10 protein-coding genes are annotated in these 16,029 nt (G+C 64.6%); 2 read left to right on the top strand and 8 right to left on the bottom strand.

The window, feature by feature from the left end; all coding sequences use genetic code 11:
* Positions 1-4 precede the first annotated feature (4 nt).
* Complete coding sequence (locus NKI35_RS03650; protein WP_023667915.1) at positions 5-1,249, top strand: caspase family protein; 1,245 nt, start codon at positions 5-7, stop codon at positions 1,247-1,249.
* 58 nt (positions 1,250-1,307) lie between these two features.
* Here the strand turns inward: NKI35_RS03650 and NKI35_RS03645 are convergent, their stop codons facing one another.
* Positions 1,308-1,868 carry a DUF6931 family protein gene (locus NKI35_RS03645; RefSeq protein WP_352738598.1) on the bottom strand — a complete coding sequence of 187 codons (561 nt, stop codon included), beginning with the start codon at positions 1,866-1,868 and terminating at the stop codon, positions 1,308-1,310.
* Between the two features lie 229 nt (positions 1,869-2,097).
* Here NKI35_RS03645 and NKI35_RS03640 point away from each other — a divergent pair, with 229 nt between their 5' ends.
* Complete coding sequence (locus tag NKI35_RS03640) at positions 2,098-2,634, top strand: OmpA family protein (protein ID WP_023714865.1); 537 nt, start codon at positions 2,098-2,100, stop codon at positions 2,632-2,634.
* Between the two features lie 88 nt (positions 2,635-2,722).
* On the opposite strand, the gene NKI35_RS03635 is transcribed toward NKI35_RS03640, so the two are convergent.
* From NKI35_RS03635 to tssL, 7 genes are all read right to left on the bottom strand, one after another.
* Positions 2,723-4,336, bottom strand: coding sequence for a caspase family protein (locus NKI35_RS03635; protein ID WP_352738596.1), 1,614 nt, complete (start codon positions 4,334-4,336; stop codon positions 2,723-2,725).
* Between the two features lie 265 nt (positions 4,337-4,601).
* Positions 4,602-6,998, bottom strand: coding sequence for a M23 family metallopeptidase (locus NKI35_RS03630; RefSeq protein WP_352738594.1), 2,397 nt, complete (start codon positions 6,996-6,998; stop codon positions 4,602-4,604).
* Positions 6,995-7,456: a DUF1036 domain-containing protein gene (locus tag NKI35_RS03625; protein ID WP_023667922.1), complete on the bottom strand. Its 462-nt coding sequence runs from the start codon at positions 7,454-7,456 to the stop codon at positions 6,995-6,997. The genes NKI35_RS03630 and NKI35_RS03625 overlap by 4 nt, the downstream gene beginning before the upstream one ends.
* Positions 7,457-7,467: 11 nt before the next feature.
* The gene (locus tag NKI35_RS03620; RefSeq protein ID WP_352738591.1) at positions 7,468-9,879 is read right to left on the bottom strand and encodes a serine/threonine-protein kinase; all 2,412 of its coding nucleotides are present in this window, start codon (positions 9,877-9,879) and stop codon (positions 7,468-7,470) included.
* A complete protein-coding gene (locus tag NKI35_RS03615; protein WP_023692196.1) occupies positions 9,876-10,634 on the bottom strand; it encodes a PP2C family protein-serine/threonine phosphatase in 759 nt (252 codons plus the stop codon). Before NKI35_RS03615 ends, NKI35_RS03620 begins: the two co-directional genes overlap by 4 nt.
* Positions 10,635-10,791: 157 nt before the next feature.
* Positions 10,792-14,313 carry a type VI secretion system membrane subunit TssM gene (tssM, locus tag NKI35_RS03610; RefSeq protein ID WP_352738589.1) on the bottom strand — a complete coding sequence of 1,174 codons (3,522 nt, stop codon included), beginning with the start codon at positions 14,311-14,313 and terminating at the stop codon, positions 10,792-10,794.
* Positions 14,310-15,836, bottom strand: a complete 1,527-nt coding sequence (gene tssL / locus NKI35_RS03605; protein ID WP_352738587.1) for a type VI secretion system protein TssL, long form — start codon at positions 15,834-15,836, stop codon at positions 14,310-14,312. The genes tssM and tssL overlap by 4 nt, the downstream gene beginning before the upstream one ends.
* Between the last annotated feature and the right edge of the window lie 193 nt (positions 15,837-16,029).

Genomic DNA, 16,029 nt, shown 5'->3' with positions numbered 1-16,029 from the left:
GAACATGATTGCAAGTTGCGGCAACTTCATGCGCGGCATCGGCCTCGCCGTGCTGGCGCTTGCGTTGACCATGACCATTACCATGACCGCGGCCAGTGCCGAACGCCGCATCGCCCTGGTGCTCGGCAATTCCCATTACCGGAACGCGCCGGTGCTGCCCAATCCGGTGAACGATGCGCAGGCAATGTCCGATCGCCTGAAGGGGCTGGGCTTCGAAATCGTCTCCGGCCTCGATCTCACCAAGGCGCAGACGCAGGAAAAGATAGCGCAATTCGCGCGGCAGGTGCGTGGCGCCGATATCGCGCTGTTCTTCTATGCCGGTCATGGCCTGCAGGTCTCGGGCAGGAATTACCTGCTGCCTGTCGATGCGGCGCTGGAGGACGAGACCTCGCTCGACTTCGAAGCCGTGCAGGTGGATTTCATCCTGCGGCAGATGTCGCGCGAGACCAGCATCAGGCTGGTGTTCCTCGACGCCTGCCGCGACAACCCGCTCGCCGATGTGCTTGCCAAGGAGACTGGCGGCGACAGCACGGCAAGCAGCGGCCTTGCCGAAATACCGATCGAGAATGGCGGCGCCGGCACGCTGGTCGCCTTCGCTGCCAGTCCCAACCAGCTCGCCTATGACGGACCGGGCGAGCACTCGCCATTTTCGGCGGCGCTGCTTGCCCATATCGGCGAGGTCAACGTCTCGATCACCGAGGCGATGAACCGGGTTACGTCGGATGTGTTCAAGGCCACAGCCGGACGCCAGCGGCCCTGGATCAACGTTTCGCTGACCACCGATGTCGTGCTTCACAAGGTCGATCTCAAGGCGCCGCTGATCGTCGGCGATTCCGGCGCGGCTGCGCCCGAAGGCGATACGCAGGCGCGCACCGGCGCGGCCGCCAATCCGCCGGGTGCGGACGCCGGCGAGCAGGCGCTGGAACAGCTGCGTGAGGAAATTCCGAAGCTGGGCTCAGACGCGCCAGTCCTTTTCGACGTTCCGGTCAATTTCGGCGACCCGGCGATCGACGGCAAGAGCATCGCCCAACTCATCCAGGGCAAGCCGCACTTCAGTCCGGTCGAGGGCCTGGAAAAGTCCGTCTGGGACAACCAGTGCAGCAACTGTCATCAATGGACCGAGGAGCGGCTGTGCGACCAGGCCAAGACCTACGTCACCAATGATGTCTCGGTGTTGCGCCTGCAACACCCGCTGGGCACGCGCTTCAAGGTGGCACTCGGCAAATGGGCGCAAAACGGCTGCAAATGAGACCGCCAACAATGGGTTGGATCAGATTTCAATGAAATCTCATCACGATCCAGAGCAATCAGGCTCGGCGCAGCGCCTCGGTTTCGGCCAGATGGATGCCCATTTCGACAAAGGCGGTGAGCACGGAGAAACGGTCCGCCACCGCAACCCGCGCCAGTCCGGCCAGTATGCCGGTATTGACGGCATGCGCAGCCGGCAGCGGCCGCAGCCCCGACCCGTTCTGCGCAGCCAGGCCGCTGATATGCCGTTGCGCCGCGAGCGCGATCCAGCCGGCAGGCGTGTGCTGCTGCGTCATCGCCGCCCCGGCGACAGCCTCCCGGCGGGTTGCATTGTTGGGGTCGCCGACCCACTCCTGGATCAGTGCCAGCGTTGCGAGGTCCTGCTCTTCGAGCAGCTCGGTCAGATGCCCCAGGCACTCATGGCCCCACCAGATTGCGGCCCGGTCAGGCAGGAGATAGGCGCAAAAGGTAATCGCTTCCTCCGGGATGCGCCCGGCCATCAGCCGGCGGCAGAACTCGAGCGAGGGTTGGTCGGTCGGAACAGCCGTCATGTCCCGGGCGACAGCCGTGTTCGCGGCGAAGAGATCGCGTGCGGTCTGGAATCGAAGCCCGTTGACCATCGCTGCTGTTATCCTCCCCCAGCCCTCACTCAACCCGCCTGCGAGGCGCGGGTCAAGTCTGTCGACCACCACAAGTCCATGACGTTGTTCACAGACAAACGCCTCACGGTTTGGTATATTCCACAGCCGACCGTGATCTCGACAGATCATTGTCGAACAGGAAGAGTTGGCCCGGATCCATGGATCGGGCCTGAGTGAAAATCGGATGCTCGAAACGGGAGTAACCGTTATGCAGCGGCACATTTCAGTCTTGGCATTGGCGACCGTGCTTTTCTCGACGCACGTCTATGCCGACCCACTTCAGAAATCGGAAGACATTGTGAAGTTCTTTGCCGGCGCTATCGATCACGGCGCGGCACGCGGGATTTGTGTCGGCACCGAGGACGAGTGCAAGAGCAAGACCAGCCAGAAAGAAAAGCCTCCGGAGAAGACCGGCCTCGATATGCTGATCAATTTCAGCCTGGATTCGTCCGAGCTCGACGCCAAGGCGCGCAGCGAACTCGACGAATTCGCCAAGGCGCTGAAGGACGATCGGCTGAGCAAGCTGTCCTTCGTCGTCGAAGGCTATACCGACGCATCCGGCTCGGCGACCTACAATGAAGGCCTGTCGCAGCGCAGGGCGCAATCGGTCACCGCCTTCCTCGAATCCAACGGCATCGAATCCACCCGCATCAAGGCGGTCGGTCTCGGCGAGGCCAATCCACGCAATCCCGATCCCTACGATCCCGTCAACCGGCGGGTCGAGATGCGGATCAAGGCGCAGTAGCTTCGCCGGCTGCGTCTTCCGGCCGTCGTCAAACACAGCGCCGCGCGTCCAACGGACACGCGGCGCTTTTATTGTTTGACATGATCGATCAGTTCTTGAGTACGCCGCCGACCGCTACGCCGGTGCCGAAGATCAGCGCCTTGGTCAGGAAATCATTGTTGTCCCGCGGCGGCGGTTCATCCTCGCGCACGACCTCGCGGTTGCGCCTTTTCTGCACGAACTGCTGTTGCCGGCGCGGCTTCTGGGCGTACTGCTTCTTGCGTGGCTTTTCCGCCACCGGCTTCAGCGTGCGGGCCTTCTGCACCACCTGTTTCTTCTGCTTGTCCACTCCGGCCTGGTCGGCCTCGTGCTTGGCACGAACGGCCTCCATCATCGGGTCCGTCTGGATAACCAGGAACGCCAGTTGCTCGCGCGTCAGGAAGGTGGTCGGAGGCAGCCCGTTCCCCTCTTGCCAGTCGCCGATCGCTTGCCGGGTCTTGGCGCCAATATTGCCGTCAACGCGGCCAAGCTCGTTGCCCAGCGCCTCGACGCGCAATTGCAGGTCGATGCGGCCCTGGCGATCGAGACCGATCGCGTTCTCCGTCGCCTCGGTGCCCAGCACCTTCTTCATGTCGTCCGAAATGCCGACCGAGGTGCGCACGGCAGAACCCGAGTTCGCTTCGTCGGCATCGAGCGCTGCCACCTGCCGTTCCTGGGCTTTCGGATCGTTCAGCGCATCGATGTTGAGCCGCGCCACCGTGGCGAAGCGGCCATTCGGGAACTGTTCGAGATAGGCTTCGTAGAATGGCGCGGTGTTGCGCTTCGAGGCCTCGTCCCAAAGCCGCTGCTCGACTTCCCACGAAGGCGGTTCGCTGGTGACGAGTGCAGGGGCGGGCGCTGCCGCGGCGTTCGCGTCATCGGCGGCCGGTTTTACCACCGGCGCGGCTTGGGCGGCCGGTTTGCCAAGGAAGACCTCGCGGCCCAGCGATGCGTTGTGCCATGGCCGCTGGCGGCCTTGCGTGGTCTCGGCCACTTCGCCGCGCACCCGCGTCAGCGCACTCTGGATCTCGACGCCGGGTTCGGTCAGGTGCCTGGCGAGCGCGGTCGAGTAGGGGCTGTCGACGCCGTTGCCGTCAAAGGCGATGGCGCCCGGGTCGGTGGCATAGGCAATCAGGATGCCGCCGGTGCCGACGCCCTCTGATTTAGGGTCGATCGGCGCCAGGCCGGTGCCCAGCGCGGTGGAGCGGGTCTTCGGCATCGCGGCCGCCAGTGTGCGTGCCAGCGGATTGTCGCGGCAGGCATCGAGGATGATGACGCCGACGGCGGGGTCGGGTGGCAATGCGGCCATGAAGTCGTCGATCTGGACGGTGCGGGTCTTGAGATAGGCAGGTGACGTCAGTTCGGCGTCGACCGGGATCAAAAAGTTCTTGCCGTCGACCTGCATGCCGTGGCCGGCATAGAAAATGACGGCGAGGTCGGCATCGTAGGACTGCTCGGTGAATTTGCTGATCAGGCTGTGCATGCCGGCATTGTCCTGGTCGACGCCCTCGATCACCTCGAAGCCGGCATTGCGCAGCGTCGATGCGATGAGATGCGCGTCATTGGCCGGATTGGGCAATTCGACGGCATGGACGTATTTGCTGTTGCCGATGACCAGCGCGACGCGTTTGACGCCACCGGCATCCGGCGCCGCCGCCTGGACGGTGCCAAGCGCGGTCAGCATTAACAGAAAAAATCCGCTCAAAAGGACGGCAAACGCTTTCATGGGATCGGCCCTCCGCCCCAATGGGGCGCGTTATTGATGGCTGCGCATGCTAAATTTCACCAGCGACTGTATCGCTTCTGCCAAAATGGCTGTTGGGCGTATGTGATCCCAGCCACAGTTTTGGTTCACAAGGACCCAAAAACCTTCCCAAATATCCGCAAACATACCATTCGCCGGCCTCAGAACCAATCGGCTTGGCGAAAGCCGGGGCGAACTGCCAGCTCTAGCCCGGCTCAAGAGTATTTTGGATCGAGCCGACCAGTGCCGTTATCGCCTGCTTGTATTTTTCGAACTCCGGCGATGTCTGGCGGACTTCCGTCGTCGTCTGCTGGCCCGCATCGGTGGTGGCGGGCGTCGGCAATTTGCGGCCCATCTTCCGTTCCGCCCAGTCGACGACGTAGCTGGCGGTCTTGCCGGCAAGAAACGGGTTGGCCTGGATAACGGACGAGCCGAGCACGGCGCTCAACTGCGCCGATCCCGGCGACGCCAGCACCTGATGTGCGCCTTCCATGCCGAGGAAATGGCAGAGATAGAGCCGGCCGGCGGTAATCTGATGGCCGCGCGCCTTGAGATAGGCTTCGCCCTCGCGCGCCAGATTGCGCACCATCTCACGCGAGATGGTGGCGTCGTAGCGCAAAGCGAGCAGGTCTGCGGTCGACAGCGAGCGCGCCAGTTCGGGACGATAGGTGTTCATCATCCGGATCCAGGTCTTGGATATGAACTGGCCGGCGCCTGTTGCCGAAGACAGCGGGTTCTTGGCCCGCGCGCTACCGCCCGATTCGACGTGGACGATACGGTCGGTCAGCGTTTCGACGGCGGGGTCGCTGGAAGTGACGGCGATTGCAGCGGTCACTGTTCCGAGCGGATCGATCGCCTGACCGCTCTGATAGAGTTCGAAATGCAAATGTGGCCCGGTCGACAGGCCGGTGGTGCCGATATAGCCGATGATGTCGCCGGCCTTCACCTTGGTGCCGACACCGCTGGCAATGGCGAATTTCGACATATGCGCGTAGCGCGTCTCGCGGCCGCCGCCATGGGCGATTTTGACCACATTGCCGTAGCCGCCGCCGTCGCCCTGGAAGATGATCTCGCCGTCGAAGGCTGCGGCGATCGGCGTCCCCACGGGTGCTGCCCAGTCGACGCCCTTATGGATGCGAACAACGCCCAGGATCGGATGCTTGCGCGGCCCGAAGGTCGACGTCATGACACCGTTGACCGGCGTCACCATGCCGTTGGCCACCGTCAGCGAGCGCACCTGGTCATCGCCCGAGACGCAGGAAAACTGGCCGTCGCTCTGCTGGAAAACGAAACAATCCAAGCTCTTTTGCGTGCCTTGGATACCGACATAGAGCACCCGTCCGTCGGTCTCGTTCTTGCCGCGCGGCGTCTGCGAATAGATCAGCACAAGGCGCTGGTCCTCGCTGGCGAAAGCATCCAGATCCTGTCCCCGCGACAGATACATGATGGCTTCGCCAATGATGCCGCTCGGCACATTGTTGCGGGCCGCCGTCGAATAGATCGCGTCGAGCAGGCGGTATTGCCGTTTCTGCGTGCCTTCGGTCTCGGCGCCCGAATAATTGAACAGGTCCTCGCGCACCCACGGGTCGACGCCCGACACGAAGGCACCGGCCGCGTTGCGTGTCAGCGTGCCGACAAAGACGTTCCTGGCGTAGATCGAGACCTGCATCAGCGACATCGTCGTGGTCTCGCGCGTCGGCCTAAAGCCGCGCATCGCCACGACATAACCAGGCTGCAGGCCGTCCTTGTCGAACAGCGCCTTCAGCGCCTCGCCGGCAAGCTTTGCGTCGTCGGCGGAAAAATGCGCATCGAGCGCCACGCTGTCCAGGCTGCGGTCGTTGAGGATTTTCACGAAAATGTCCTCGGTCGCCTCGAAGCGCTGATATTCCGAGCTGACGTTGGCAACGCTGGTGTTGTTTTCGACCGCTGTCTTCTGAAAGGCGGGGAGTGCTGCTTCGCCCTCATCGATGGTCTCGCCCCAGCCGGCCTCGGGGTCATCGGCCGCCGCCGATGCACCCGGAGCGACCTGCGGGTCAGGAGCTGGGCCGGAGGCCGCCGGAGCCCCGTCCGCGCCGGGCGATGGTTGAAGATCGTTCTGCAGGTCATTCTGCGGATCGCTGGGTTCGGCGGGTGGCGCGACCGCGGTCTTCCGCTGCGCCTGAAAGAAAGCGAAATCCTCTTGCGTCGAGGGGATCGTCGTCATGAATTTTTCGCTGGCGCTCAGCATCACGTCGGAGAGAACCATGATCTGAGGGGAGATGCCGGCCTGGTCGAACTCCGCCGGGCGCGGCATCCCGCGGCTCTTGGCAGCGCCCGCCTCCGGCGCCAGTGTGATCCACATCGGGTCGCCGGCAAGGTCGATGATGGCCGGCACGTAGACCGATGCGTCGGCCGGCACGTCGTCCGAGCCTTCGACGGCGTGCAGTTCCTCGTCTTCGTCGCCGAACGACCAGTAGTCGGCGGTAAGATAAAAGCCGGTGGCAATCGCGGCGAGGACGATTGTCGCCAGGCCAGCCGCCAGCCCGAGCCAGATCCTGCGCCTGCGCAGCGCGGCGCGCGCCTGCTTCTTTGCTTTGAAGCTGGTGTCGATGCTGTGCGTCACGGCGCGCTTCCGGTCAGGAAGAAGGTCCAGCGCACCTGTTCCTGGGTGTCGACTTCGAGAAACTTCGCCGCGATATGGCCGCGCTGCCAGCATTCATCGATGCCGCGGATCGAGAACCGCCGCCGCTCGATGCACATGTCGGTGGAGCCTGCCAGAATGGCGTGGCCGAACACATCCGTCGCGTAGATGTAGATGTAGCGGTTGGTCAGCTCCTCGCGGATGACGTTGACGCATTGATTGGCGCCGATGGTCCACCAGCCATCGGTCTGGTCGGCATCGTCGACCTTCTGGCCGACGGCAAGATTGACGACGTCGAGCGTCTGGTTGCAGACGGTGAATTCGGCGCGCGCTTGCCCGGTGGAAAGAAGCGCCAGCAACAGCGTCGCGACCGCGCTCGCGGCGAGCTTCACCCGCACGTTCCGGGCAAGCAGGACGGGATCTCGGCGACGACGTTGCATCGGCGTCGGTGCTAGCCGCCGAGGCGGAAGTATTTGGCGGTCGCCGAAAATGCCGAACTCCTGGCGCCGATCTCGTCGAGTATCCTGGGCAACAGCACCGAGGCCGGCGTCGGCGTTGTGAAGTCCGCCGCCTTAATGTCCTGCGGCCCAGTGATCACCATGATGATCTGCGGCAACGCCTTGCCAGCCGCCTTGTCGGCGGCGCCGAGCCCGATCGGGATCGAGAAGGTCGCCTTGTCGGCTTGTACGACAACATGGTCGTCGAGGTTGAAGGCGATGCCCCTGTGGTCGATCAGGAACACGCTCGACACCAGCCCGCCATGCGTCACCAGCGTGCCGTCGATCGGCGAGCCGTCCGGCACCGATGTCTGGTCGAGGACAAGCTGCGGCCTGTCGGCCGTGCTCGCGCCCATGAAACGTAGGAAGCCGGTGATCCCGCATTGCGGGGGCTGGATAAGGCGGACGCTGATATCCGGCTCGACATGGAACTTCGCCTGGAATTCCCCAAGCAACTGTTCGAAGGGTGGCACCGACGTGCCGAAGCCCTCGATCGCGACACCCTTGTCGGTGGCCGACGTCACCGTCGCATAAAAACAGTCACCACCATTGAAGGCGCGTACCCAGGTGGCCCGCTCCGCGGCCGCATCGGCCGGTGGCGGCACCTCCGGCTTGGGCACGTTCATGGCAATTTCGGGCTCTGCCGGCTTGTCGGCCTGCTCACCGCTGGCGATATCGGGCTGGCTTGGCTTGGGCTCCGCGGTCGGTTCAGGCGCCTGCGTGTCCGGCTTGGGCGCCTGCGCGGCCGGTTCAGGGGCCTGCGCCTTGGGCTCGGGCGCTTGAGCGGTGGGTTCCGGCGTCGGTGCTGTGGGTTTGGGGGCCTCGGCCGTCGGTTCAGGTGTTTGCGTGGCTGGCGCTGTCGCCTTGGGCTCTACCGGCGGACTGACAGGCTCGGGGTTCTTCGCGGCATCGGACTGTGACGGGCCGGATGGCGGTTGCAGCGCGACGGTCTTGTCGGTTGGTGCGGCCGGCAGCGGGGCCGTAGCGCTCGACGCGACTGGCGGCGTCGGCTGCGGCTCGACCGGCGCTTTGGCCTGATCTTCAGCCGGAGTCTCCGCTGGTTGCGGCTTTGGCACCGTCTTCTCGACCGGCGCAGTGTCCGGAACGGGCTTGTCAGCGACGATCGGCTTTGTCAGTTCGGGTTGGAGCGGCTTGCCGGTGTCGGCGACGCGAGGCCGGTCTCCGAATCCCACGATACTCGATGCATAGAGCCCTCCAAGCGATACCACGGCCACCGCCGACAGCACCGCGATCGTCAGATTTCTGCCTGTAGTAGCACGCTTCGGTGGTGTGCTTGCTCGCTTGGGAGTTTCAGCAGCCGGTTTCGGCTGCGACAGGTGCGCCGGGCGCACGTGCGGCACGAAAGACGGCTCCGCCGTGCCGCTTGGCGGGGCCGAACCGAAGCCTTGGGCCGGCGAGTCCCCGACCTTCGAGACAGGCCCTGCGGTCTGCCCGGTTCGCGGCAGGCCGGGCCGGGGCGCGAGCGATGCCGGCGGCAAGGTCGCGTCGCTGTCGTCGCGCGTCAACCGGGCGATTTCGGCCATGCTGGCCGGTCGATCATCCGGGTCAGGCTGCAGCATCGCTTCGACAATGTCCCTGAAATCGGCATCGATGCCGGAGAGATCAGGGACGGTCCGCCGTTTTTCGACGATCTCGTATTGCGAGCCGCCCATATCGATCGGCTTGCCGCGCAGCGCCGCCGCCAGCACCAGCCCCAGGCTGTAGATGTCGGACTTTTCGCTGACCTCGCCGCCATAGAGCCCGAGTTGCTCGGGGGAGACGTAATTGTATTTTCCGGCAAACTTGCCGCCGATCAGCGTCTCGCCACCGACCGCGGCCGATCGCGCAATGCCGAAATCGATGATCTTTGCCCGCTCGACCCGGCCGCCCGGCAGGATGATGTTGTCGGGCGACAGATCGCGGTGGATGGCGCCGGCCTGGTGCACGGCGCTCAGGCCCGAGGCTAGCCGGTGGCACAGTTTGCGCACATCCGGAGTCGCCATCGCCCCGCCGCGCATGACGTCGTACAGCGACTGGCCGTCGACGAATTCCATCGCCAGATAGGGCCGCCCGATGCCGGGATCTATGGTGAAGACGTGGTAGCGCACGACCGCGTCATGCGACAGATGGTTGAGGATCGAGGCTTCCTTGCGAAACAGCGACAGGATCGTCTGATCGCGGGCGAATTCCGGCAGCACGATCTTGATCGCGACATGATCGCCGGTCTGGATGTTGTGGCCGCGATAGACTTCGCCCATGCCGCCCGACGCGATGCGTTCGTCGAGCTCGTAGATGCCGCTGAGCTGCGTGCCGACGCTGGTATCCGCCATGTTGGGCAATAGCCGGGTCTTGTCGTCGGAGCTCATCGGTCGCGGCCTTCTGCTCGGGACAGGCCATTGCCTTTGTCTCTGATCTTGACCAGAACGATGGTGACGTTGTCCGTGCCGCCGCGCTCAAGCACCATGGAAAGCAGCTTTTCGCAGGCAGCCTGCGGCGCTGCCGAGAGCACTGCAGCCGCAATCTCCGCGTCACTGACATGCGCCGTCAGGCCGTCCGTGCTGAGGATGAAAATGTCGCCGGCAAGGGTCTCTCCCTGCTGGAAGTCGATGGCGATTTCGTCGTTGACGCCGATGGCGCGGGTGATGACGTTGCGGCGCGGCCAGTTCTCCGCTTCGGCCGCGCTGATCGCGCCGCTGTCGAGCAGTTCCTGGACCTCGGTGTGGTCGCGCGAAATCTGCGAGATCGCGGCGTTGCGCACGAGATAGACGCGGCTGTCGCCCGACCACAGGCAGGCGAACCTGCCGTCCATGGCCAGCAGTGCGGCAACGGTGGAGCCGATGGTCACGCCGCGTGAGCGCGAAATCCGGCGGATCTCGGCATGCGCCCGGTTCAGCCGATCCTCAAAGCGGGCGCGCAGATCCGGCGCCGAACTGGCGATGCCGATCGTCGCCAGATGCTCGACAATGCTTGCCGAAGCGACTTCTCCGGCCTCGTGCCCGCCCATGCCGTCGGCCACCACCCAGAGGCCGATCCGCGGCTCGACCAGGAAGCTGTCCTCATTGTGGTCGCGCACGCAGCCCTTGTGGCTCACGCCGTAGCTCTCAAAGGCGGCATCGTTCACTTGCCTACGCTCCGCAACGCCTTGGCTGACGTGCCTGGCCAGTCTGCCACAGCCCCATTCATTAGAGTATCGAAATCTAAGCCGCTGATGACGGACCGTGTGGTGCCGCCGCTGTCTCTGCGTCCTGCAATCGCTGGTCCTGCCATGCAATTCCCCATCAGAAAGCCTTCGGACAGCTGAACGCGGAAAGCGCCGGCAGCGTGAATGGGTTGCCGTCCTCCCCGGTCTTGATCGTGTAGGCGACATCCCGTCCGCCGATGACGAAATGCGCTTCGAGACTATCGCCATTGGCGGTGACCTGCCCCTTGTCCAGCAATCGTTTCAAAGCCCAGGGACCGTCGAACTTGATTGCGGACTCGCGGCCGGGCAGCTCCGGCGTCAGGCTGAGACTGGCCGAACCGGTCTTGCCCGGCCACGGAATCAGTCCCGGCGTGTTGCCGGCCTGGGTGGCCTGCAGCACCTGGCCGTCGATATTGAGCAGCGCCATGTCGGCATCGCCATGCAGCGACAGCGGCGTGAAGGTGATGTTGATCGACGGCACCGGCCCGCCGAGCGGAAAGAAAGCCGCGCGGATTTGTGCCGCGAGCTGAAAGTTCTTCAGCGTCGATTTCGCCAGATTGCGGCCGAACCTGGTGTCCTGCTTCCAGTCCCAGTCCTGGCCGCTCATGTCGACCAGCGACGCCAGGTTCTGCGCGAAGAACCGGTCGAGAACCCCGCCTGGAGAAAACAATCTGGCAAAATCCGCCATGGCGACATCGTCGGTACCGGCGGGGGCGAATGGAAAGCGCCCGGCAATCATCTCTTCGCACGGACGGCCGACGGTCTCCTCCAGCATCTCGTTGAGATGCGTGGTCGATGTTTCGGCGACGGTGCCCTCGAAATCGTCCGCCGCCGCGCTCACCATCCTGGCCAGCGCCTTCGGCAGCCGCGAGGCGTTGGCGCGTAGAGTCGATATCTGCAGCAGCAGATTGGCGTTGGCCTGGTCCGTCTGGGCGGGGACATCGGCGGCCAGCCGCACGCTCTGATAGATTTCGCGGAAATTCTGGGTCAGGGCGTCGAGCGGCCGCTGCCCCGGCGCCCCGGCCACCAAAGCCTGGAAAGACCGGAACTGGGCTTCGATGTTGGCGCCGGGATCCTGGTTTTGGGTGCTGACAAAGGCGGTCCCGGCCCTGCTCTGCGATTTGCGCGCCGCAATCTCGATCCCGATGCGGGCGAGGCCCTTGGCGCGCGCGGCGATTTCCTGGTCGCTGTCTTGAGACGGCGCAGCCGGATTGCGCTCTTGCGTCAAAGCTGTTTCGCGCGCGATCGCCTCGAACAGCTGCATCAGCGGCGAACTCGGTGATCCCGCTGCGGACAGCGCCAGATATTGCGGTTTGTCGGCGGCCATTGCCTTGAACTTCAACCTGTCGAGCACCTCGTTCCACGCCGCCGCAAAACTCTTGCCATAGCGATCGAGCAGCTCCGGGCCGAGCTTGAGCAATTCCTGGTCGAAACCGCCTTGCTCGCCGCTCGAGCCGATCACCCATTGATCGTCGACCAGCGCCTGCGCGCTCCTGGCAAGTTGCGCCAGATAGAAGTCGAAGCCGGCATGGGTGTAGAGACCGGGGACGCGAAGGCCGGCGAGATCGTTTCCGTCATTGCGCTCGAACAGCATCGGCGCCTCCGCGCCGGCTTGCGATGACACCGAAAAATCGTCCAGCGCCGCCGCATAGGTGGCCGACTGGATGAGCGCGGTGGCGCGATCGGCAAGGCTCATGCGGCCGAGCGAGCGCTGGGCGGATTCGACCAGCGCGCGGTTGAGTTCGAACGAGGGATCCTGGTCATCGTCGAGCGCCAGCATGGCGCGCAAATGCTTCTCCAGTTGCGCCCGGCCGTCGCGATTGTGGGCGCCGGGATAGCGGTTCTGTTCCCAGTCCCGCTTCAGCCAGGTGACGACCAGCTCGTCATCCACTTTCGGCGCCTTGCCGCCCAGCATCAGGTAAATCTTCAACGGCTCGTACAGCGCCATCGGATCGGCCATCCTGGCCTCGATCGTGCGTTCGAGCTGGAACAGCAGGCGCGAGCGGAACATCCGCTCCAGCCCCTGCCGGTAGGCGGTCTCGGAGGCCGAAAGGATACGCTCACGCTGGCTGAGGCCGAACGTCGCCGTGGCCGGGGTGGGCTGGTCTCTCGTATCGTAGCCGGCCGGCAGGCCGCGCAGCGCATCGAGCGCGCCGATGACGGTTTCGAGGTCGGCATCCAACACCGTCGTGCTGGCCAGCAGCGGCGCGGCTGTCGCGCGGTATTGGCCTGCCGCCTGGCCGGTCGCGGCGACCAGCGATTTGTTGGTCGTAAAGCTCAGGCCGAGAACGCCAAGCGCGGCGATCGCTATGGCCGCGATCGCTGTCAGGCCGGCGTAACGGGCGATCGCAACGCGCCTGTCGGCCGCCCTGTCATAGGACACCCAGCCGGACTCGGCGAAAATGACGCGGCTCAACAGATCGTGCAGGAAGAAGCTTTTGCCGGTGCCGGAAAGATGCGCCTGGGCATTCCTGCCGAAACTGCGGCCTATGCTGCCCAGCAACTGGTCGATCGGCGTGCCTTCCTGCGTGCCGGAAGAAAAATACAGGCCGCGCAGGGGGGCGTTCAGCTGCTTGCGCGTCGGCTCGAAAACGCCCTCGAGGAAATTCACGATCCGGCCTTTCAGCGCACCGAGCTGCGCGGCGAAGCCGAAAATGGCGATGCGCGCGACCGGATCGGTCTCCGCCTGCAGCCGCTCGCTCATCTCTTCGGTCAGGCGGTTCACCAGCGCGTCGAATTCGGCTGGCGCTTCCGCGACCATGTTCAGGCCGCGCTCGGCGGTCTGGAAGGTCGCGCCCCACACCTTGCGCCGGCGTGCTTCGTCGAAACCGCCGAAATATTCCATGAATCCGGAGACCAGGTCGGCCTTGGTGAACAGCACATAGACGGGAAAGCGGACCTTCAGGACCTCGTGGATTTCCTGCAGGCGGCTGCGGATCTCGGCGACACGGGCCGCCTGCTCTCCGTCCGCCATCAGATCGGCGAGGCTGATCGCCAGGATGACGCCATTGATCGGCTGACGCGTCCGGTGCCGCTTGAGCAGCGACAGGAACGCCAGCCAGCTTTTGCTGTCGGTCCGTGCATGGGAATCCTGCGTCGTGTAGCGCCCGGCCGTGTCGATCAGCACCGCCTCGTCGGTGAACCACCAGTCGCAATTGCGCGTACCGCCGACACCCGCCACCGGCTGCGCCTGGCCCGACCCGGCAAGCGGAAAGTTCAGGCCGGAATTGACCAGCGCGGTGGTCTTGCCGGCGCCCGGCGGGCCGATGACGATGTACCAGGGGACGTCGTAGAGGAAGTTGCGCTTGCCGCTCGACTGCCTGAGCGTCGCGACTGCTTCGTTCATGCGAGCTTCCAGCACCTTTGCATCGCTGCCGTCATCCTCGGCGCTGGCCATGGCGGCCTCCAGCGCCTTCTGCGCCTTGCGCCTGCGCCAGAACCGGATTGCATAGATGATCGCCACCGTTCCGACGACGATGCCGATGATCGCTGCCCGCAGCCAGATGGGATCCAACGGCCGGGCGCCGGCAAAGCGGATTAACGGGCCGGCGTACCAGACCGCGGCGGCAAAGCCGGCGAGCGCGAGCGCGCTGAAGATGCGCAGCAGCCAGCCGGTCACAGCATCTCCTCCCGCGGGATCATTACATCGACACGGCGGTTTTTGGCGCGGCCGTCCCGCGTTGCATTGTCGGCGATGGGCTCGTCCTCGCCCTTGCCCTCGACCTTTGTCCGCGACGGATCGCTGAAATGCGCTGCGATCATCTTTTCCACTGACTGGGCACGTGCGACGGAGAGGTCGAAATTCGATTTGAAGGCGCTGGTCTTCTTCGGTTTGACGTTGTCGGTGTGGCCGACGATCCGGATCGGCCCGCGCTCCGCGTCGAGAGCCGCCGCGATGCTGGCGGCCACCGGCTCGAACTCCGGCTTGACCTCGGCTCGTCCCGACTGGAACAGCAGGGCGTTGCTGATTTCCACGATGATGAAATCACCCTTGGTGCCGACGCTGACGCCGCCGCCTTCGATCTCCTTGGCCAAGGCAGTGCGGATGCGATCGACCTGCGCAATCGTCGTTGGCGGTGCGACGACTTTCACCTCCTCGGTCAGCGGCACGAAACCGGTGCGCTCGATGGTGACCGGCGTCGCTGGATTGAGCGCCAGCAACTCGCCGGCAACAGCCTCGCCATCATTGGTGATGAGCACGCGCAGCGTGAAAAAGGCTGCGGTCAAAACTGCCGCGGTTGCAGCGGCTATGGCCCAGAGCGGAACCCGCCTGGAGCCTTGCGCCGATGTGACCGACAAGCCTTGCCAGCGCGGCGAGATGTCGTCGTCACCGAGGACGCGGAAATAGGCTGATGTCTCGTAGACGTCGCGGCGGACCCGTTCGAGGCTCTCGCGCGGCTGGCCGCGATACTGGCCTTCGAAGCCAAGCGACAGGCAGACATGCATCAGCTCGATGAGATTGCGATGAGGTTCCGGCGTCGCCAGCACCGTGTTCAGCGCCTGGAAAAAACCGGCGCCGGTGGGTTTGACCTGGAAGAAGCGCTGCAGCATGGCGTGCTGCGCCCACGCACCCCGGCTGGAACCGGGCAGATTGGCGACGATATCGTCGGCGGTTTCGCAAAGCACATAGCTGGCGATGCGCGCATCCTCTTCCGAGGTATCGGTCCTGGCGATCTTGCGGTCGAAATCCTCGATCAGGCCGGCGACATGCTGCGCCAGCGGCTCGGCCGGTCTTTCGACAGCCATCAGCCGCAGATGCCCAAGCAGTATCAGCAAGGGCGCCGCGGCAGCGACGATCGGGTTGGCCGCGCCATAATCGACGGCATCGCTGGCGCCGAGCAGCGCATCCCATGGCGTTTTCCCCGCCGTCCCGGCTGAGCCGTGAACGGGCGGATCGGCCGGCGCGTTGGCGAAGGGCGTTCCCTGATAGATCACCGTCCCCGTGACGTCGGACGGCGGCTGGCGGCCGGCGTTGGGATCGAAAACCGTGGGTTCCGGGACGCTGGCAGGGGCGATCACCGTACTGCCGGGGGCCGGCGCATCGCGGGCGAGAACCGTCTTTTGCTTGCGGCCGGGATTGGGGCGGCTGGGGCGGATGACGGTTTTGCCGGTCGGATCGAAAGGATCATCCTTCGAGCTCATCGCCGATCCCTGCCTCTACGCCCGCGCGCCGCGACGCACAGCGCCATGTCCGCGCAAACGCGGACCGCAGGACGCTATCTCGCCGTGACATGACATGTGCCGCAGACCCCCGAGGTCGACCAACCGTACCCGCGTGCTCAATCGTCGTATGTGATCGTAGTCTCAGAAGGTTGCGATGGAAACCCGGCGCAAT

Source organism: Mesorhizobium sp. M0676, from assembly GCF_040320535.1.
Taxonomy (GTDB): Bacteria; Pseudomonadota; Alphaproteobacteria; order Rhizobiales; family Rhizobiaceae; genus Mesorhizobium.
This window is presented reverse-complemented; position numbering and strand designations above follow the sequence as displayed.